Source organism: Anaerocolumna cellulosilytica (assembly GCF_014218335.1).
Lineage (GTDB): Bacteria > Bacillota > Clostridia > Lachnospirales > Lachnospiraceae > Anaerocolumna > Anaerocolumna cellulosilytica.
Map to the genome: position 1 here is coordinate 3,900,389 of NZ_AP023367.1, position 20,937 is coordinate 3,921,325.

Consider the following 20,937-nt stretch of genomic DNA (forward strand, 5'->3'; position numbering starts at 1 on the left):
ACATATAATTAATCTGCTTATCTGTATTTTTTTATAATTATACATCCAAATTGATTATTATGCAATAGGAGAATTCAAAATATTTTCCATAATTTTATCTTAACTGATAAATCCTTATAGTCTAAGAATATCTATCCCTTCCTCTTTTAAGACAGTGTATAATTTTGCAATGGGAAATCCTACAATATTTAAATAATCACCTTCAATTTTCTCAATATGAACTGCAAATTTTCCCTGTATACCATATCCTCCTGCCTTATCAAAGGGCTCGCCGGTGGCTATATAGGCTTCAATCTCTTCCTCTTCCATAGGCTGTACCCAAACTTGGCTAACCTCAGAAAAAGAAATTTTCTTGTCCTTTTCTTTCCTATTGCTTTGTCTAACAAGTACTGCCACACCTGTGTAGACCTGATGCCTCTTACCCTGCAAAGCTATAAGCATTTCCTTAGCAGCTTCTTTAGAATCCGGCTTTCCTAATACTCTGTTATCAATGGCTACCAAAGTATCTGCTCCAATTATAATGGTATCCTCATCTGCTTCTCCTAACACATCCTCAGCCTTTTGTAAAGCAAGCGCTTTAACCATCTCTTCCGGGGTAGTGGAATCTGTAACTTCCTCTTTATTGCTGGTTTTGATAACAAATTCTATTCCTGCCTGTTGCAATATTTCTCTTCTTCTGGGTGAACCTGATGCCAATATTACTTTATACATAAATAAATCCTCCATTTATTGCATATTGATACGATTTGCAAATTATACCATTGTTATGCATTCCTGTCCATAAATAACAAATTAATTAATTTTCATTTTCCTATTGCATAAATTAACAATTTGTTGTATATTTATAATAATCTAAAACCTAGACGCATAGTAATCGTACTATGACTTAATAAATTTTCAGGAGGATACAGACTATGAAAGAAAAAGTAATTCTCGCTTATTCCGGGGGACTAGATACAACCATGATTATTCCATGGCTAAAAGAAAATTATGACTATGAGGTTGTATGTGTATGTATAGACGTAGGACAGGGCAATGAACTGGATGGTCTTGAAGAAAGAGCAAAATTATCCGGTGCTACAAAGCTTTATATTGAAAACGTAGTGGATGAATTCGTAGACGAATATGTTATGCCATGTGTAAAAGCAGGTGCCGTATATGAAAATAAATATCTATTAGGAACATCCATGGCAAGACCTGTTATTGCCAAACGCCTTGTTGAAATTGCAAGACTTGAAAATGCCACTGCTATTTGTCACGGTGCTACCGGTAAAGGTAATGACCAGGTGCGTTTTGAACTTGGTATTAAAGCTTTGGCTCCTGATTTAAAAATTATTGCACCTTGGAGAATCTGGGATGTTTCCTCCAGGGAAGAAGAAATTGAGTATTGTAAGAACCATGGCATTGATCTTCCTTTTTCCGCTGATAATAGCTACAGCCGTGACAGAAACCTATGGCATATCAGTCATGAAGGACTGGAACTTGAAGATCCTGCCAATGCACCTGACTATAACCATCTTCTGGTACTTGGTGTAGCTCCTGAAAAAGCTCCGAATGAAAGTGAAACTATAACTCTTACCTTTAAAAAAGGTATCCCTGTTTCTCTTAATGGAAAGGAATTAAAACCTTCTGCTATTATAGATGAATTAAATAAAATTGGTGGTAAACATGGTATCGGTATTGTAGATATCGTTGAAAACCGTGTTGTAGGTATGAAATCCAGAGGTGTGTATGAAACTCCCGGCGGCACTATTTTGATGGAAGCACACGCACAACTTGAGGAATTGATTCTTGACAGGGCAACCTTAACCTGCAAAAAAGAAATCGGTAACAAATTTGCAGATGTGGTATATGAAGGAAAATGGTTTACACCTTTGCGCGAAGCACTTCAGGCTTTTGTAGATGTTACACAGGAATATGTAACCGGTGAAGTAAAGATAAAATTATATAAAGGAAATATCATCAAGCAGGGAACTACCTCCCCATACTCTTTATATAATGAAAGCATTGCATCCTTTACGACGGGTGATTTATATGATCATCACGACGCAGAAGGCTTTATCAACTTATTCGGTCTTTCCTTGAAAGTCCGTGCGATGAAAATGGCTGCTGCCGAGGCAGACAACAATAAATAGTTTACTCTTTTCAACTTAATCATTTCATGAATTTGTAAAAATTCCGGGTATTCTTTTGTTACACTTAGTTACTAATGTAAAAAAGAATGCCCGGAACTTTTTTGTTTTAATGAAAACTTAATGGTTCTTTTATTTCATTGTAAGCTATATGTTTTATAATAAATTACATGAAACGAAATTGTATTATCTAATATTTTATATATTTCCAGTAAAACCTATTCATATAATATTTTATGTGAAATTATGCTTAATTTTCACACCCTGATTTAAGGCAGTGCCCATATATATCTGCTAGCAGATTTGGCATGCAACGGGAGCTTTTATAAAAGAAATTTAATGAAAGAAAGGAATGCCACATATTATATTCATTATACTTTGATTTGTGGCGGTAATGGGTATTATTATGATTATAACTACAACCCCTTCCATTGAAGGGAAAAACATTATCGAATATAAAGGAGTTGTTTTCGGAGAGGTAATTTCAGGTATAAACTTTATTAAGGATTTTGCAGCCGGTTTATCTAACTTTTTTGGAGGCCGTTCAAGTACTTATGAAGATGAATTGATTCAGGCACGTGAAAATGCCTTAAGAGAGATGGAAAGCCGTGCCAGACAACTTGGTGCAGACGCTATTGTAGGTGTTGACATTGACTATGAAGTGCTAGGTTCTGATAATGGAATGCTTATGGTAACAGCTTCAGGTACAGCCGTTAGAATCAATTAAAATTACAAAAACACAACTTATAAGAGTCTATCTATTTGCTAACCTGGTGTCTAGATCACCTGGTTAGCTTTTTTTAGAGAGTAAGATATATAAAATTATTGCAAGGACGGTATATACAAGCAGATTATTATTATACTATCCGAACACTCAGAACTTGTTATCCGTAAAATAATATTTATTTAAAAACTGATTAAGCTTATCCTGATATTCTTTCCTGTTCGTTTGGCAGGAAACCGCATGTCCCGCCCCTTGGGCAAGATAGATTTCTTTCTTTCCCTTTTTCATATCATACATATCCATAGACATGGTATATGGAACGTAATTGTCTTCCGCCCCATGGACAAACATAATTGGAACATTGCTATGTACCACACCTTCCCAAGGTTCCACATCATCTATCCAAAATCCTGTTCTTAACTTAACAATCAGTTTTGCAACGTGTAAAAAGGGGAAAGCCGGTAAGTGGTAATTGGTTTTTAGCTGATGCTTTAATAAACGTTCCAGAGAGGAATAACCGCAATCGGCAATAGTACAGCGCACTCTGCCGTCAATTGCGAGATGTAAAAGCACCGTTGCGGCTCCCATAGATTCTCCATGGGTTACAATAGCCAGATTTGCTCCATATTCTTCATAACACCAGTCTAAAACGGTCTGCAAATCAAATTTTTCATAATATCCCATAGTAGTGCTGGCTTTACCGCTTAAGCCATGGTTTCTATGATCATAAGCCAGGACGGTAATGCCTCGTTGTAAAAACATATCTGCATATATCATGCTGCTGTACTTACCACAAGTATATCCATGGCAAAGTATGGCTAATTTTCGCTTTTCAGTCGGATTTTCAAGCTGCTCTTTGCTTTTATCATTGTTAATTAACTGACAAGATATATCATACCCATATCTTGACTTTATAATAAAATCTTCTTTTATCCAACTGTCATACAGTTCTTTCTTCATTCTGCCTTCGTCTATTTCCTTTTGCAGTAAGGTATCATAGGGTATAACCTTGGGCTTTAATATTATATTTGATAATAACCAACAGGCTATAAATAATGCAAACATGAATACAAATAAAATACCTAAAATAATGTAACCTGACATTTCTACTCCTTCTTCTTATATATTTATTCTATTGTATCATAAAATCAACAAAAAAGTATTGAATATTCATTAAGATTTTCTTTCGTCTTCTCCCGCCAAAAGTACATTTAATATTTATTATGTTGAATTTTTCGCGAAAATGCTATAATATAAATCTATATGTGCAAGAACTAATGGTAACTGCCCACGAATTATTACAAGGAGAGACTGTATGGATAAAGACATTGTTTTAGTAGTTGATGATAGCGAAATTATATGCAGCATCATTAAAGATATCCTTGAAACACCAACACTGCATATAGCCATTGCCCATTCCGGCGAAGAAAGCATCGTTATCGCAAAACAACTCCGTCCAACGCTTATCCTGCTTGATATAATAATGAACGGTATTGACGGTTATGAAACCTGTCGAATTCTTAAAGAAGATAAAGAAACCATGGATATTCCTGTTATATTTATAACAGGCAACAACGATTCTGATTCAGTTCTTCGTGGCTTTGAAGTGGGGGCTGCTGATTATGTCTCTAAACCATTTATACCAGAGGAATTAAAGGCCCGTGTAAAAGTACACATGCAGAACGTGAAAAACCAGAGAGAACTACAAATTTTAATGCAGGAGCTTAAAGAAATGGCAATTACTGATTATTTAACAAAGGTATATAATCGTCGTTACTTTATGGATCAGCTCCAACTATACGTTACACAGGATATGAAAAACTTGTCTCTAATACTTTTTGATGTGGATAATTTCAAGAAAATTAATGACTCATATGGTCACAATACAGGTGATTTTGTATTAGTTACCATCTCTAATATCTTCCGCTTACTACTGCGCGAGGAAGATATCTTAAGCAGATGGGGCGGAGAGGAATTTATGATTTGCCTGCCTGATACAGATATACCGGAAGCTGTCTTCCTTGCCAATAAATTAAGAAATGAAGTTAGTAAATATTATTTTCGTTGCGATGAATTTGAATTTCATTGTACTGTTACCGGCGGAGTGGTTTTATATGACTGGGAAAAAACAACTGAAAAAAATATTACCGAGGCTGACCAAGCTTTATATCTAGGAAAATCCTCTGGTAAAAATTGCTGTGTATCAAATTATGAAGTTACTGGTTAATAAGGTATTTGTCCTGTTTTACACGAAAAGGCTGGACAAATACCTTTATTTTGTGTATTATTTTGTTGAAATAAAGTATATTTAGAAAACAAGAAGTGTGGAAGAAAATTTAAACAGGAAAGGCTGCCACAACAGGTTCTTTCACTCTTTTTTATTCGTGGCAGTATTCCGGGTAAACCCGGGATATTCAATGGGTATAAATTATGGCTTATGAAATACTGGTTTTAGATATAGATGGTACTTTGACTAATTCAAAAAAAGAAATTACAAAACAGACAGAAGATGCAATAATGGCTATTCAAGAAAGAGGACATATAGTTGTACTTGCATCCGGTCGTCCGACTCCTGGTATTGTTCCATTGGCTAAGAAGTTAAGACTTTCCGAATACAACGGCTATATTCTTTCATATAATGGTGCCAAAATAATAAACTGTAAATCCGGCGAGGTTATCTACCAAAAGGTTCTTCCTAAGGATATCATCCCACAGCTACATGCCGCAGCGCTTAAGCATTCTGTTGGTATAATTTCTTATGAAAATGACTGTGTAATAACAGATATGGAAATTGATGAATATATGGATAAAGAAGCCCGGTTAAACGGTATTGCTATTCGAAAGATAGAAAATTTTTCAACCTACATTACCTTTGATGTAAACAAATGTCTAATGACAGGACACGGACATGTTCTTGAAAAGATAGAACCTGAAATGAAAAAGGAATTTGGACATCTATTAAATATTTATCGTTCCGAACCTTTCTTCTTAGAAATAATGCCTCATAATATAGATAAAGCTCACTCTCTAAGCAAACTCTTAGAACACCTTGGCTTATCCAAGGAGCAAATGATAAGTTGTGGTGATGGTTTTAATGATTTATCGATGATTCAATATGCAGGTATGGGAGTTGCCATGTCAAATGCTCAGGAAATTGTCAAAGAATCAGCAGATTACATCACACTTTCCAATGATGAAGATGGAGTTGCCCACGTAATTGAAAAGTTCATTCTAAATGTATAGAAGTCCCTATTGTACGTTAGTATTGTATAAAGCTGTTACTATGCTGTTATCACACTCCCTATCACAAGAAGTAAAATAACAGTATGGCAACAGCTTTACTCTATTATATTCTGAAGATAAGCCAAATACTTAAAACCTTTAGGCGTTAAAAGTAACCGGCTTTCCACTGGTTCGTAAAATACTTTCTACTTTTAGCATTAAGTCTTTACTAGGTTCTTTCGTATCAGCCAGCATGTATTCCATCCCAAGTTCTTTCCACTTGTATTCTCCCATTTTGTGAAAACCTAATAATTCTATTTTTGATACATTGGGATACCCTTTTAAGTGATCTGCTAATTCCTGTATACTATCTAAATTATCTGTAAGCGCAGGAACTAGTACATAACGAACCCAGGTATTGATTTTCTTGTCTCTCAAATAATCTAAGAATTCCAAAGTCGGTGATAAAGCAACTCCTGTTACAGTTTTATAAACCAATGGATTGAAATTCTTTATATCCAGAAGAACTAAATCAGTATATTCTAAAGCTTCTATTACGGTTTTATTAAACACAAATCCAGAGGTATCAAGCGCAACCGATATCCCTTCTTCTCTGCACAATTTTACCATTTCCAGGATAAATTCTGCCTGAATCAAAGGCTCTCCTCCTGTAAAAGTCACTCCACCTCCAGAAAAACCCATATAGGACTTATATTTTACAATTTCATTCATTAACTGTTTGGGTGTAAATTGATTTCCCTTATTCACATCCCATGTATCCGGATTGTGACAAAATTGACAGCGTAATACACATCCCTGCATAAAAACTACAAACCGGACTCCTGGACCATCAACTGTTCCACAACTTTCAAGCGAATGAATTCTACCTATTGTACTCATATTTATCAAACCTTTCCATTATACATTTGATATCCTGTCTCGACAGAGGATATCATTATCTTAAGTTTTACCATGATTATCCATAAAATACTTAAGAACAAGCAGAATCGAGCTTGCTCCAATCCTCTTTGAATTAGAACAAGCTCTTTCTGCATTCTATTTATCGAATTATTTTATCTTTCATGGAAAGTACGGTTAATAACATCTAACTGCTGTTCTCTGTTTAACTTAATGAAGTTAACAGCGTATCCGGATACACGGATAGTAAGCTGAGGATATTTTTCCGGATGATCCATAGCATCTAATAATGTTTCACGATCGAAAACATTAACATTAATATGGTGTCCTTTATCAAAGAAATAACCATCTAATAAACCGGCAAGATTTTTTACTCTTTCTTCCTTATCTTTACCTAATGCTTTTGGAACGATGGAGAAGGTATATGAAATACCGTCTTCTGCATGTTTGTAAGGTAATTTAGCAACAGAAGCCATAGATGCAATCGCACCTTTTTTGTCTCTTCCATGCATAGGGTTTGCACCCGGTGCAAAAGGTTCTCCAGCTTTACGTCCGTCAGGGGTATTACCGGTTTTCTTACCATAAACTACATTTGAAGTAATGGTTAAAATTGATAATGTATGCTTTGCTTCACGGTAAGTTTTAACTTTACGAAGTTTGTTCATAAAACGTTCTACAATGTCTACAGCAATCTGGTCTACACTATCATCATTGTTACCGAATGCAGGATATTCTCCTTCGATTTCATAATCAACTGCTAAACCTTCTTCATTTCTGATTACCTTAACCTTAGCATGCTTAATAGCAGATAAAGAGTCAGCTACTACAGAAAGTCCAGCGATACCGCAAGCTTCCGTACGTAAGATAGAGATATCATGTAAAGCCATCTGTAAGTTTTCATAGTTATATTTGTCATGCATGTAATGGATAACATTTAATGTATTAATGTATAATTCAGACAACCAATCCATAGTCTGATCAAATTTAGCCATTACCTCATCATAATCTAAATATTCACTTGTAATTGGAGCAAATAAAGGTCCGACTTGTTCGCCGTATTTTTCATCTTTGCCACCGTTGATAGCATATAATAATGCTTTGGCAAGGTTAGCTCTTGCTCCGAAGAACTGCATCTGTTTACCAATTCTCATAGCAGATACACAACAAGCGATTCCGTAGTCATCACCCCATACTTCTCTCATGATATCATCGCTTTCATACTGAATGGAGCTGGTATCAATTGATACTTGGGAACAGAATTTTTTGAAATCCTCAGGTAAAAATGTTGACCATAATACCGTTAAGTTAGGTTCTGGCGCAGGTCCTAAATTATATAAGGTTTGCAGTACACGGAAACTGCTCTTTGTTACAAGCGTTCTTCCGTCAAGGCCCATACCACCGATGGATTCTGTTACCCAAGTAGGATCTCCTGAGAATAAATCATTGTAAGAAGGTGTTCTAAGGAAACGAACCATTCTTAACTTCATAACAAACTGATCCATGATTTCCTGAACTTCTTCTTCTGTGATAAGACCATTCTTTAAATCTCTTTCATAGTAGATATCAAGGAAAGTTGTTACTCTTCCAAGACTCATTGCCGCACCATCTTGCTCTTTGATAGCGCCAAGATAACCAAAATATGTCCACTGCGTAGCTTCTTGGGAGTTCTTTGCAGGCAAGCTGATATCAAAACCATAAGAAGCTGCCATAGCCTTTAATTGCTTTAACGCTTTAATCTGCTCAGAAATTTCTTCTCTCAGACGAATTTCAGGAGATTCCAACGTATTTCTTTCGAGTAATTTTTTCTGTTCAACTTTTTCTTCAATTAGAAAATCTACACCATATAAAGCTACACGTCTGTAATCTCCAATGATACGACCTCTGCCGTAAGCATCCGGAAGACCTGTAATGATGCCGGTATGTCTTGCTTTTCTCATAGCATCGGTGTAGGCATCAAAGACACCATCATTATGTGTCTTTCTATTGTTTGTATAGATTTCTTCTGTTTTCTTATCCAAAGTATAACCATAAGATTCTAATGCGCTTTTTACTACACGCACACCACCATTTGGCATGATACCTCTTTTTAAAGGCTTATCTGTCTGAAAACCAACGATAACTTCGTTATCTTTATCTAAATATCCAGCTCCAAAAGTTGTAATAGTAGATGGTTTTTCTGTCTCAGCGTCAACAATACCTTTTTCTGTTTCTATCTTCATTAATTCTAATACTTTGTTCCATAAATCAGTTGTTCTCTTTGTAGGACCTGCCAAAAATGAAGCATCGCCTTCATAGGGAGTATAGTTATGCTGAATAAAACTTCTGACATTAATATCAGTGGTCCAGCTTCCGGGTTGAAAATCATTCCATTCCTGTCTCATAGGAAATCCTCCTGCTATTTTACTTAATTTTTCCATATATTCAAATTTTATGTTTAGGAGCAATTAAATGCTAACCTTTGAAAGTAAATATCTATATATTTAGTAGTTAAAAAAGATTTTTAGCATTAAAGCTTCTATATATTGTATTATAGTAAATAAAATGCCCTTGCTTGTCAATAGTTTTCTTGTGGAATAATTATCATTAAATTCACAAAATTTGCAATTTTTAATTGACTGTCTATAGACATTCATAGGAATGTTATGTTGCCTGTAAAATGACTTATCGTTATTAGACAAAAAAGCCTTAAATCTTTCATTGATTCACTGCACATTTACTAAAACTTTCGAATCCAGTTCAATACAAATTCAGCACTTTTTTGAACACCAAAAAGAAACTTTCTCTTTTCTATCCTTTTTAAACAGCAACTTAACTATCTTCTGCAAATGATGAGAAAGTAATTACATTATCCTATATTTATAACTACATTTTATAGTCTGATAGCTTTTATAATACTTTTGACAAGAAATCTTTCAATCTTGGATTCTGTGGTGCTTCAAAAAAAGCTTTTGGTTCATTTTGTTCTTTAATTTCACCTTCATCAATGAACATTACTCTGGTAGCTACCTCTCTAGCAAACCCCATTTCGTGAGTAACTACAACCATAGTCATCCCATCTTCAGCCAGCTCTTTCATAAGCTCTAATACCTCTCCAACCATTTCCGGGTCCAGTGCTGAGGTAGGTTCATCAAAGAGCATTACATCAGGATTCATTGCTAAAGCACGTATAATTGCAATACGCTGCTTCTGACCACCTGATAACTGCCTGGGATAAGCGTTTGCCTTGCTGCTAAGGCCAATCCTCTCAAGAAGTTCCAACGCTCTTTTATCTGCTGCTGTTTTATCCATCAGACCTAATTTTATCGGTGCTAAGGTAATATTTTCTTTAACCGTCAAATGCGGAAACAGGTTAAACTGCTGGAACACCATTCCCATCTTTCTGCGAAGAAGATTCATATTAGTCTTAGGATCTGTAATATTTTCACCTTCAAACCAGATTTCACCTTCCGAAGGTGTTTCTAGTAAGTTTAAACAACGTAGGAAAGTTGACTTACCTGAGCCGGAAGGTCCGATAATGACTACTTTTTCACCTTTTCTAATCGTTTGGTTAATTCCATTCAATACAACATGGGTACCGAACTGTTTTTTTAGATTCTTAGTTTCGATCACCTTGACTCATCCTCCTTTCCAAATAACCCAGCAATTTTGTTAAACCAAGTACAATTATCAAGTAGAATATTGCCGAAATAATAAGCGGCGGCAATATATCCCATGTTCGGGAGCCTATATACTGTGCAGCTTTAGTCAAGTCTGTTACAGCTATAACACTTGCTACTGAAGTTTCTTTTATTAATACAATAAATTCATTACCAAGTGCCGGAAGAATATTTTTTATTGCTTGAGGCATAATAATATAAAACATTGTTTGGTTAGAATTAAATCCCAAGGAACGTCCAGCCTCATATTGCCCTTTATCGATAGATTCAATTCCGGCACGAACAATTTCTGCTACATAAGCACCTGAATTAATACCAAAGCAAATAGCAGCTACCACAACTTCATTGGTATTTCTTGAAGTAAAAACCAAATTATAAATAATTAACAACTGCAAAAGTACCGGTGTTCCTCTGATAATATTAATATATCCATTACAGATAGAACCAAGCCAGCGTAACCCCTTTACTCTGGAAGCAGATTCCTTTACCATTGCCACTACGATTCCTATAAATGCTCCTAACAGAATCGCTAGCAAAGATATGGAAAGGGTAATTTTAAGCCCCTCCAAATAATACTTATATCTATCTTCAACTATAAATGCATTATAATAGCTGTCTCCTACACTTACAATCCACTCTCTAAGACTCTCCAACTTATCTTCTCCTATTCTTAAAAACTAGCAATGCATAAATTAACATTACTCTAAGGTATTATTTATACATCCTTACACATAAGAAGCAGCAGACAATTAACAACATCTGCTGCTCTTTTGGGATTACTTAAGTAAGTAAAGTAACCTTTATTGTGCATTTGTATGGTTTGCGGTAAATTCTTCAATTTTACCATCTTCGATTAACTGATTAATAACTCCGTTGATATCCTCTAATAACTCTGTATTTCCTTTTTGAACAGCAATGGCATACTTATCTTCAAATAAGGTTCCGTCAATAATTGTTAAAGTATCATTGGCAGCTACCAATTCTTCCGCAGGATAGAAATCCATTACGATACAATCAATCTTTCCGTTCTTTAAATCTTCTGCTGCCTGAGCAAATTTAGTGTAACGCTTTACTTCCTTAGGTGTTACATTCTCTTCATTAGATACCCAGAAATCTGCAATGTTACCCTGCTGAACACCGATTACTTTGTCATTTAAGTCTTCCAAATCAGAAACACCTGGATTTTCTTTGCTTACAACTACTACTTCCTTAGAATTTACGTAGTCAACTGAAAAATCCATAACCTTTTCTCTTTCAGAATCAACAGATACTCCTGCTGCTACAAAGTCAACTTTTCCCTGCTGAACTGCCAATAATGCCCCGTCAAAGTCCATCTGCTTAATTTCAAGCTTCTTTCCTAATGCATCTGCTATAGCCTGCGCTATATCCATATCAATACCCACAACCTGATCACCCTTAATATATTCATATGGAGCAAAACCCGGTTCTGTGGCTACAATAAGAGTATCCGTACCGCCATTAGATGTATTGTCTTTTGATGTACTGTTGTTTGATTTGGTCCCGCAGCCAGCCAAAGAAACAACTACTGCAACAGTTAAAATTGCACATAATAATTTTTTCATAACAACTCCTATCTGTGTGCTCTAGTGCATACATTACACTTACACACGTGTAAATCAAGATGTTGAAAAACAGTTTTCGTTTTCCAACCTAATCCTTCCAAATATAAGCTTATCGTAATCTTTTATTAGTCCGTTTCTTAAAATAAATCATGCCGGTCGCTGGACATTTTCCATCAAAGCTTCACTGCTCATATTTATAAAAAAATACTTATATTAATGCTTAGTATTGTATCACGTTTATAAAAAAATTCAAGTATAAATTTATTTTTTTTCATAGTTTCTGTATTAACTTACATGTATTTCAATGTTTTTTTACATATTCCTACCTTAAAATAGATCAATACTGTCATGAACAAAAATTTATATAGCTATCTCTGCCTTATAAAAACAACATAGAATTAATGCCTAATAATAGAAGCAAAAATCCTGCATTAGCCAATGTAAAAAAAACTATATATTTTCTTCTTGAAGAATTATCTGTCTTTATGTATATCTTAAAAGAAATTAAACTTGCTAAAGAAGCAACCAAAGTACCAAGTCCCCCCAGATTCGTACCAATGACCAATGCCTGATAATTGGCTGTAAATTTAGAAAGTAAAACAGCCGCTGGAACATTACTAATTATCTGACTTAACAAAACAGACAGCAACAATTCTTTACCCTCTATAACAGAAGAAAGATAGATACGAATCGAATCAATTGAACCTATATTACCCACAAAAACAAAAAAGCAGATAAAAGTTACCAGCAGGGAATAGTCAACATTCTTAAAAACCTTCCTATCAACCAGTAAAAATGCTGTAATTACTAGTAATAACAGTATCTTGTAATCCAGTACATGAAGTACAGTCATAAGGCATAACAGAAAAAGAATCACATATGCAACCAGAACAAATGGTCTTTTTGATACTTGTCCTGATGGTACCTGTAACTTTACAACTGTATCAATCGGCTTCTTTTTTATCCATAGATTTATTCCCCAGAGTACTAGCAATGAAACAACTGTATATGGTAAGGTTATTATTAAAAATTCCAGGATGCTCATTTCATAATTAGAATATAAATAGAGGTTCTGTGGATTTCCTACCGGTGTCAGCATACTTCCAAGATTGGCAGCAATTGTCTGCATTACAATCACATAGGTAAGATACTGATTAAGCCCGGTCATAGATAACAGAAGCACCGTAAAGGGCACAAATGTAATTAATGCAACGTCATTGGTAATCCACATTGCTGAAATAAAGCACAACATAATAAGCATCATACAAATTCCTCTTGTTGTCTTTACACTCTGTAATACCTTCTCCGCCAAATATAAAAATACTCCCTGTTGCTGAAATCCGGCAACAACTGCCATCAGACAGAATAATAAAGCCAGCACTCTGAAATCGATATATTCCAGATAAGCACCGGAAGGCGGTACAATTAACATAGTAGCTGCTGCAAAACTGCCTGCCGTTAATAATACGCCTTCCGTTTTTAATTTCTCTATAAACTTTTTTAACATAATTTTATTCATATGTACTCTGCCTAACACCCATGGGATTCCACGATAGTATAACCCTTTCTTGACGTTTTATTTGCTTTCTTTTCGAGTCTACCAGCTTTTTCGTAACAAAACCGGTTCACCCTCTAAATGTCCGTAATCATTAAAACGCTGTAAATAAAAGCGTTTTCTTTTTCCCTCATATACCAATTGTGTAATACCTGTATTTTCTAAGGACGAGGCAAATAAAAGTTTTTGACTCATATCAAGTCCTAAGACACCAGCTAATACTGCTCTGATTACACCACCATGTGTAATCACTACTATATTTTCTTTCTCACTTTTTGTAATTTCATTTATAGTTACCATAGCGCGGTTATAAACCTGTCTGCCATTTTCACCACCGGGGTATGGAATATCCTCCTTTAATTCCATCTGTTCTAATTTAAAATCCTTATAATGCTCATTTATGTATTCATCAGATTTACCTTCCAGTTCACCAAAGGATATTTCTTGAATATTTTCCCTAATCTGATGCTTAAGTCCCAGATACCGATTGACAATCTCTGCTGTCTGTACAGCTCGAATCAGGTGACTGGAATAAAGTGCATCTATCCCAAAACAGGAAAGCCTTTTCCCTAAAAGCTCCGCCTGTATGATTCCTTCTTTTGCAAGTTCCACATTTACATTGCAAAGAGTACTATTCTGCCTGCCATGACGTATCAGGTATATATTCATGCTGCCATATCCTTTCATTCTCGTTTGACTCACACTACAAAATCTGATTATTTATCTTTTACAATATGAAATCTCTCTCTGCTCATACCTGTCATTTAGTTAGGTTAAATCGTATTAAACTATACCAGCGTACACTGGTAAAACACCTTATTTGTGGTAAGGCTCATTGGTATTAATTCGATATGCTCTATAAATCTGTTCTAATAGTATTACACGCATTAGCTGATGTGGGAATGTCATTTTAGAAAAGCTTAACTGCAAGTTTCCTCTTGCAATAATTTCCTGACTAAGTCCTAAAGAACCGCCTATAATAAAAATGATATGACTGGTTCCATCCACTCCCAGTTTTTCAATCTGTCCTGCCAATTCTACAGAATCAACCACCTTACCCTGTATATTTAAAACAATTACATACGCACCATCTTTTACGTACTTTAGAATTCTCTCGCCTTCCAGCTTTTTAATCTGTGTTTCCTCTGCCGCACTTGCCTGGTCAGGTGTTTTTTCGTCGTTTACTTCTATCATTTCTAATTTGCAATAACGGCTCAATCTTTTACTATATTCTTGAATAGCTTCTATAAAATATTTCTCTTTTATCTTTCCCACACCGATAATTGTAATCTTCATTAAACTTAATTCCTTCTTTCTGCTTTTATGCCTTTCCTGTAGCAGTTTTATTCCTTAAGGTATTGATATAATACCCCATTTTTAACTACTCTAACTTTCTCTCCTGTAAAACCGCGCTTTCTCAATTCACGCTGAAAGTTAAACAACATAAAGCCGTGAAAAACAATTAATATATTTTCCTTGGACCAGTCAATCCTGTCTAAAAATTGATTGATTCTTCTTCTAGTTCCCTCAACTGTTTCCGGTTGACTTCTGGATTTAAAAAACCAGGCCAACCTGCCACATATATGCCAAATCTCAAACGGAAGACGAATCCGTTCAGAATGTATAAACGGAGCATTATCTACTTCCCGAAGTAATTTATCTATATGAAGATTTCCGCTATATACTTCCTTTGCAGTAGTAATAGCCCGGGGTAAATCACTTACATAGCATATATCCCATTTAATTCCATACATTTCCACCTTGTTTTTTATTACTTTTGATTTTTCATATCGTTCTGACCACTCTCTGAATTCCTTAGAAGTCATCATCTTTTTATGCGGGCAGTTTACTTTAAAGTGTCTTAATAGTCCAATTCTCATCTTAGCTCCCATGCATACCGCTAAACAATTTATACTTGTTTCTATAACGGATCTAATGCTTTATTTTTCACTTACAGTCCTAATATTCATATACTATTTTTTATGACATCAGGTATTAACATTCTAACTTTTTCTTGATAGAAATGCAAGAAAAGTTTCCCGTACCTGTATTAGTTTTTTTGGAAGATTCGAAATATTGTATCCATTACAAAAATAGCCAATGCTATCATTCCTGCAATGAGCAAAGTTTCGGTAAAATAATGTGCTGCCATGCCACTATTATTTGTTATTAAATTATACGCAATTCGGTACATGCCCACTCCTGGAACCAATGGAAGGATACCCGCAATTAGAAATAAAGTAACAGGAGTCTTTTTGATTCTAGCAAAGCTGTGAGAAATCAAAGAAACCACTAAAGCAGCATAAAACATCCTTGCCACAACACTCAGTCCTACGTTCCCCAGAATTAAATATACAAACCAACCTACAGCACCGACAAAACCTGCATGACCTAAGAATTGTCTTGGAACACCAATTATGATAGCAAAGGATATAACTGCTGCAAATGTACCTATAACCTGAATTAGTATCATAAAATTAATCCTCCCATCACAAATGAATATAGAGCTATACCAATACCAATCCCCGCAGCGGTCGAAGCCGCCAGTACGAAGGCTTCTATTGCTCTTGCTGTTCCTGATACATAATCTCCCTGTAAAGTATCACGAATTGCATTGGTTATTGCAACACCGGGCAGTAAAGGCATGACTGAACCACCAATCAAAGTATCCAGTTGTAGATTTGTTCCTAATTCGTGCAGAAAAAACATACTATTAAAAGCAATAAGAATGGAGGCGGACAAATTTTTAATAAATGTATTGATTCGCATCTTTCTGGTTATCAATGTAATTAAAACGATTAAACTCCCGTTTAAACCTGCGATAAGGCTGTTAAGCCAATCTCCTCCAAGCAAAATAGTAAAGGCTGACGAACCTATGATTGTACAGATATGCTGTAAACGTACATCGTATTCCTTTTGACTTTTGATTTCCTTTAGTTCACTGTAAGCCTCCTCTAACGATATGGCTCCACTGCATAATTTTCTGGATATGTTATTTGTACGGTATATATGGGACATGTTGGTTATCCGATTGTCCACTCTCTTAACAAGCGTAATAAAATCAATACTGGAATCACCTAACGTTAAAAATATACCTGTTGGAGTAACGAAGGTTTCTGTTTTTTCCAAGCCTGAGATTTTTAAAATCCGGCTCATAGTGTCCTCCACTCGATAGGTCTCTGCACCGCCAATCAGCATGATTTCACCTGCCAGCATTGCAGTATCTACTAAAAGTTTATAATTCATTTCCTAAACTCCATTCTTCTAACCTTTTGTTTTTGAAGTTGATACGTATTTTATTTAGTAAAAATATGAACGAAAAAGTTAACAATTTATCTTTATAATCTTCATACTTTAATCATATATTAATTTTATAATAAACTCAAGAAAGTGAAAATATACTTCACTCTCTCCTCCCCCATATTAATATAAATTGAGCAAGCGGTAAATATTTTATTTATCGCTTTCTCTTTTTTAATATTTTATAGATAAAATGAAAGTAACCAAAAACAGAAATCAAATACTCAAAAAAAACAGCCCATGAGCCAAATGGTACATGTACTGTTTTGGTTATGTACAGCCTTGTACATAGCTCCAATTATGCAAGAAGAAAGGACAAGCAATAGATTTAACTATTAACTCGTCCTGTTCTATTATTCTAACTCCTCCAAGGGAACATCAATATTGTTGATATCCATGGTATGAAGTGTACGTCTCTTTCGTCTAGCCTCTTCAGAAGAATTCATGATAAAATCCTTAATCTCGCTAGCATTGCGGATATGCAAAAGCTTTAGTTCCGGATGCGTTGTATCACCTGTATAACAAGTCACTGTACCCAACTTAAATATTCGTTCTACAAAGCTTCTAGTCAGCTTAACGTCCTGCACCTTGTACATATATGCATCATCCACTGTAATATCCAAAAAACCGCTGGTAATAGTAATTTTATCATCCGATAAAGTATAGGTAGTAAAACACATTGGCAGCCCCAGGAATTTGGTCCGTTTCTTTTCAACGTAAATCATGGTCTTGCTCCTTTAGGAAATCTTATTCACTTAATTCTATAACTGCTGCTTCGCCATTGTATGAAGCATTAAACTTCAAACCATTCTTAGAAATGTCCTTTGATACTTCAAACAGTAAAACAGCTTCTTTACTCTTGCCCTTAGGGATGCTTAGATTCAAAAACTGGAAATCATTTTCCAATAAAGTCAGCATTGAAGCGTAGACATTGCCCTGGCTGTCAGTTAATTCGTAACTAACATTCTTCTTAATTAGGTTTATGGCCAGATTTTTTCCTGAAAGATTCGTAAGCTTAAAGGTAATCTCAAGAATCTTTTTACCCTTGGCAGGTTCCATTGTAAAATAACCGTTGGTTTCCGGATAACTGTCATAGAAGGCATACCCTTTATATGCCACCGTATATTCACCACCACTAATATCCTTAAATAACCTGTCAATACTGACGTTACTATCTTGCTTTACCGTTTCATTGCTTTGATTCACTTTAAGTCCTGTATTTATTAAGTTATTGACTGTCTGTTCCTGTTCCTTGGTTGTAACAGTTTGTGCTTCCTTTTTTGTGTCTTCGGCTGTCTCTACCGGATATATCAAAGCTTCTTCATAATTGGTTGAATGCCTCAATACTGTTCCAGCCATATACTCTGCTATCATATCACTTTGATTTTCATCTAAAGTCACTAACTGAGCGCATCCCGTCATAAGTATTCCACAAAGTGCAATTAACATAAAGAATAACTTCCTCACCTCTTTATCCTCCTGTAGCAATCATATAATTATTTACATAATACCACTATTTGCATAAATGGGCAATCATAATCTTTTAATATAGGGATTTTTGTGTCTAATTCCCTATGTTTTTCTGTTATCTCAAATACTATTAGGGATTTTTTTAATATATTTAAAAACTATCCATCTGTGTATCTAACTCAAACCAGAATTCAACACCAGCTTCATGGTTCATAACACCACATTTTTGGTTATGAGAGTCCATAATAGCTTTAACAATAGATAAACCGATACCATTTCCGCCATATTCCCTGGTTCTTGCCTTATCCACCTTATAGAATTTAATCCATATATTATTTAGCTCTTCTTCCGGTATATTGCAGCCTGTATTAAATATGGCGACCCTTACGACTTTCTCTTTTTGAATCAGCTTAATTTCAATGATACGGGCACCGTCAATATGATTTAAGGCATTGCTGATATAATTAGTAATAACCTCTTCTATCATATACTCGTCTGCCCATACATATAACGGTTCTTCCGCTTCAAAATACAGTGTGACATCCTTTTGCTCAAAAATTAATTTTGTAGAATCTGCTACTGATTGTAATAATGCAATCAAGTCAAACCGTTCTAAATTGATCTGGTTTTGGCCAGATTCAATTTGGTTTAGTGATAAAAGTTTTTTTACCATAGTATTCATCTTCTGCGCTTCATCTATTATTACCTCACAGTAAAACTCCTTGCTTTCTGGGTCATCACTGATATTATCTTTCAGCCCTTCTGCATAGCCTTGTATTAATGCAATGGGGGTCTTAAGTTCATGAGTAACATTGGATAAAAACTCTTTTCGCATTTCGTCAATCTGTACTTTATTTTCAAGATCAGTTAATAATTCATTATTCGCACTTTTTAGTTCAGATATGGTCTTCTCTAACTTGTCTGATAATACATTAATACTATATCCCAGTTCGCCGATTTCGTCCTGGGTGGTAACCGGATACTTTGCCTCAAAATCTAAATCGCTTATTCTTCTTGCTATTCCTGACAGCTGTAAAATGGGATTGGAAAAGCGTTTACTAATATACAGCATAATTCCAGAGGATAAAATAACAACGACAGCCCCCACATAAGCCAAGAACTGATTCGATATTGCCGTACTTTCCTTCATACTCTCAAGATTTGAGCGAATATAAATAATATAATCATTATCCAGAAAACCAATTAGTTCCATATAATTAGCCTGTTTCTTGACATCATATCTCTGATACGTAATATAACCTGTAATATAGGGCTTATTCAGCTGTAATGCATAGTCTCTAATCATCTCCAAAGTCTCCCAATAGCTATTCCCATATTGTAGAAAGGAAACCGGTTTCCATTTCGACTGGTCAAACCATATGATAGGCTTTTTTTCCGTCGGCAATATATTAATACTTACATTACGGTTGTCCTCCATCCGCTCAATATTCAGTTCATTCTCAAGTATTTGACTATCTGAAAAATTGATGATTTTTGTATTTTTCGGAAACATGGCATTAATATCTGAATAGGTTTTACCTAGAATATTATTCTTGCTATGGAGGTAATAACCTCCAAGGAATGTTCGGTTTAGTACCCAAAGAATTACTATTATTAAAAGTATACTGATAGTCAGAGTTATGGTCAACTTCATTCTTATGGAATGTTTACTGACTGTTTTCAGACGGAATTTCATGCTTCCACCTCAAACTTATAGCCCATTCCCCATATTGTCTTAATATAGTCCCCTTGGGCACCCATTTTACTTCTTAACTTTTTGACGTGAGTATCGATTGTCCTGGCATCTCCAAAATAATCATAGTTCCATACATTATTGAGTATCCTTTCCCTTGAAAGGGCAACACCCTGATTGGTTATAAAATACGTAAGCAATTCAAATTCTTTATAACTTAGATCAACTGCCACTCCATCAATCTTCACCTGATGTGCAGCTTTATCAAGTAGTATTCCTCCGATTTCTATTACTTCGTCTTCTAAAGTGTTCGTTCTCCTTAAAATAGCTTCTACTCTTGCAACTAAAATCTTCGGACTAAAGGGCTTTGATATGTATTCATCCACTCCAAGCTCAAAACCTAAAAGTTCATCTTTTTCATCGCTTTTTGCTGTCAGCATAATAATGGGTACTTTAGAATACTGTCTGATTTCTCTGCAAACCTGCCAGCCATCCATCTTAGGCATCATAACATCAAGGATGATTAAAGAGATATCTTTATTTTCGAAGAATATATCAACAGCCTTCTCACCATTTTCGGCTTCTATTACATCATAATTCTTCTTGCTTAAAAAATCTTTGACCAATTTCCTCATACGACTTTCATCATCTACAACTAATATTCTAATTTTATCCATAATAGCT

Annotated in this window: 21 protein-coding genes; 4 read left to right on the top strand and 17 right to left on the bottom strand. The window is 35.1% G+C overall.

Going from position 1 to position 20,937, the window contains the following annotated elements:
* Nucleotides 1-114: 114 nt before the first annotated feature.
* Nucleotides 115-711: a Maf family protein gene (locus acsn021_RS16100; protein WP_184093432.1), complete on the bottom strand. Its 597-nt coding sequence runs from the start codon at nt 709-711 to the stop codon at nt 115-117.
* A 203-nt stretch (nt 712-914) separates the two neighbouring features.
* On the opposite strand from acsn021_RS16100, the gene acsn021_RS16105 reads away from it, so the two are divergent.
* Together acsn021_RS16105 and acsn021_RS16110 are read left to right on the top strand one after the other, a co-directional pair.
* Nucleotides 915-2,135 (top strand): argininosuccinate synthase, encoded by a 1,221-nt coding sequence (locus tag acsn021_RS16105; protein WP_184093433.1) that lies wholly within the window; start codon nt 915-917, stop codon nt 2,133-2,135.
* Nucleotides 2,136-2,526: 391 nt separating this feature from the next.
* Nucleotides 2,527-2,859 (top strand): putative heavy metal-binding protein, encoded by a 333-nt coding sequence (locus tag acsn021_RS16110; RefSeq protein ID WP_456298276.1) that lies wholly within the window; start codon nt 2,527-2,529, stop codon nt 2,857-2,859.
* Nucleotides 2,860-3,006: 147 nt separating this feature from the next.
* On the opposite strand, the gene acsn021_RS16115 is transcribed toward acsn021_RS16110, so the two are convergent.
* Nucleotides 3,007-3,960 carry an alpha/beta hydrolase gene (locus acsn021_RS16115; RefSeq protein WP_184093434.1) on the bottom strand — a complete coding sequence of 318 codons (954 nt, stop codon included), beginning with the start codon at nt 3,958-3,960 and terminating at the stop codon, nt 3,007-3,009.
* Nucleotides 3,961-4,171: 211 nt separating this feature from the next.
* Here acsn021_RS16115 and acsn021_RS16120 point away from each other — a divergent pair, with 211 nt between their 5' ends.
* Nucleotides 4,172-5,083, top strand: coding sequence for a GGDEF domain-containing response regulator (locus tag acsn021_RS16120; RefSeq protein ID WP_184093435.1), 912 nt, complete (start codon nt 4,172-4,174; stop codon nt 5,081-5,083).
* Nucleotides 5,084-5,286: 203 nt separating this feature from the next.
* A complete protein-coding gene (locus acsn021_RS16125) occupies nt 5,287-6,099 on the top strand; it encodes a Cof-type HAD-IIB family hydrolase (protein ID WP_184093436.1) in 813 nt (270 codons plus the stop codon).
* 138 nt (nt 6,100-6,237) lie between these two features.
* On the opposite strand, the gene pflA is transcribed toward acsn021_RS16125, so the two are convergent.
* The 15 genes from pflA to acsn021_RS16200 form a co-directional block, all read right to left on the bottom strand.
* A complete protein-coding gene (pflA, locus tag acsn021_RS16130; RefSeq protein ID WP_184093437.1) occupies nt 6,238-6,978 on the bottom strand; it encodes a pyruvate formate-lyase-activating protein in 741 nt (246 codons plus the stop codon).
* A 173-nt stretch (nt 6,979-7,151) separates the two neighbouring features.
* Nucleotides 7,152-9,377 carry a formate C-acetyltransferase gene (gene pflB, locus acsn021_RS16135; RefSeq protein ID WP_184093438.1) on the bottom strand — a complete coding sequence of 742 codons (2,226 nt, stop codon included), beginning with the start codon at nt 9,375-9,377 and terminating at the stop codon, nt 7,152-7,154.
* Nucleotides 9,378-9,882: 505 nt separating this feature from the next.
* Nucleotides 9,883-10,605 (bottom strand): amino acid ABC transporter ATP-binding protein, encoded by a 723-nt coding sequence (locus acsn021_RS16140; protein WP_184093439.1) that lies wholly within the window; start codon nt 10,603-10,605, stop codon nt 9,883-9,885.
* Nucleotides 10,592-11,305 carry an amino acid ABC transporter permease gene (locus tag acsn021_RS16145; protein ID WP_184093440.1) on the bottom strand — a complete coding sequence of 238 codons (714 nt, stop codon included), beginning with the start codon at nt 11,303-11,305 and terminating at the stop codon, nt 10,592-10,594. The genes acsn021_RS16140 and acsn021_RS16145 overlap by 14 nt, the downstream gene beginning before the upstream one ends.
* A gap of 147 nt (nt 11,306-11,452) precedes the next feature.
* Nucleotides 11,453-12,235 (bottom strand): ABC transporter substrate-binding protein, encoded by a 783-nt coding sequence (locus acsn021_RS16150; RefSeq protein WP_184093441.1) that lies wholly within the window; start codon nt 12,233-12,235, stop codon nt 11,453-11,455.
* A gap of 379 nt (nt 12,236-12,614) precedes the next feature.
* Nucleotides 12,615-13,754 (bottom strand): SLC13 family permease, encoded by a 1,140-nt coding sequence (locus acsn021_RS16155; protein WP_184093442.1) that lies wholly within the window; start codon nt 13,752-13,754, stop codon nt 12,615-12,617.
* Between the two features lie 78 nt (nt 13,755-13,832).
* Nucleotides 13,833-14,459, bottom strand: coding sequence for a histidine phosphatase family protein (locus acsn021_RS16160; protein WP_184093443.1), 627 nt, complete (start codon nt 14,457-14,459; stop codon nt 13,833-13,835).
* 147 nt (nt 14,460-14,606) lie between these two features.
* Nucleotides 14,607-15,086, bottom strand: coding sequence for a 23S rRNA (pseudouridine(1915)-N(3))-methyltransferase RlmH (gene rlmH, locus acsn021_RS16165; protein WP_184093444.1), 480 nt, complete (start codon nt 15,084-15,086; stop codon nt 14,607-14,609).
* A 47-nt stretch (nt 15,087-15,133) separates the two neighbouring features.
* On the bottom strand, nt 15,134-15,670 hold the full coding sequence (locus acsn021_RS16170; RefSeq protein WP_184093445.1) for a histidine phosphatase family protein: 537 nt from the start codon (nt 15,668-15,670) through the stop codon (nt 15,134-15,136).
* Between the two features lie 170 nt (nt 15,671-15,840).
* Nucleotides 15,841-16,263: a threonine/serine exporter family protein gene (locus acsn021_RS16175; protein WP_207725156.1), complete on the bottom strand. Its 423-nt coding sequence runs from the start codon at nt 16,261-16,263 to the stop codon at nt 15,841-15,843.
* Nucleotides 16,260-17,036: a threonine/serine exporter family protein gene (locus tag acsn021_RS16180; RefSeq protein WP_184093446.1), complete on the bottom strand. Its 777-nt coding sequence runs from the start codon at nt 17,034-17,036 to the stop codon at nt 16,260-16,262. The genes acsn021_RS16175 and acsn021_RS16180 overlap by 4 nt, the downstream gene beginning before the upstream one ends.
* A 407-nt stretch (nt 17,037-17,443) precedes the next feature.
* The gene (locus tag acsn021_RS16185) at nt 17,444-17,815 is read right to left on the bottom strand and encodes a PH domain-containing protein (RefSeq protein ID WP_184093447.1); all 372 of its coding nucleotides are present in this window, start codon (nt 17,813-17,815) and stop codon (nt 17,444-17,446) included.
* A 22-nt stretch (nt 17,816-17,837) separates the two neighbouring features.
* Nucleotides 17,838-18,557 (bottom strand): hypothetical protein, encoded by a 720-nt coding sequence (locus acsn021_RS16190; protein ID WP_184093448.1) that lies wholly within the window; start codon nt 18,555-18,557, stop codon nt 17,838-17,840.
* Between the two features lie 154 nt (nt 18,558-18,711).
* Nucleotides 18,712-20,256: a sensor histidine kinase gene (locus acsn021_RS16195; protein WP_184093449.1), complete on the bottom strand. Its 1,545-nt coding sequence runs from the start codon at nt 20,254-20,256 to the stop codon at nt 18,712-18,714.
* On the bottom strand, nt 20,253-20,930 hold the full coding sequence (locus acsn021_RS16200) for a response regulator transcription factor (protein WP_184093450.1): 678 nt from the start codon (nt 20,928-20,930) through the stop codon (nt 20,253-20,255). Before acsn021_RS16200 ends, acsn021_RS16195 begins: the two co-directional genes overlap by 4 nt.
* Nucleotides 20,931-20,937: the final 7 nt, after the last annotated feature.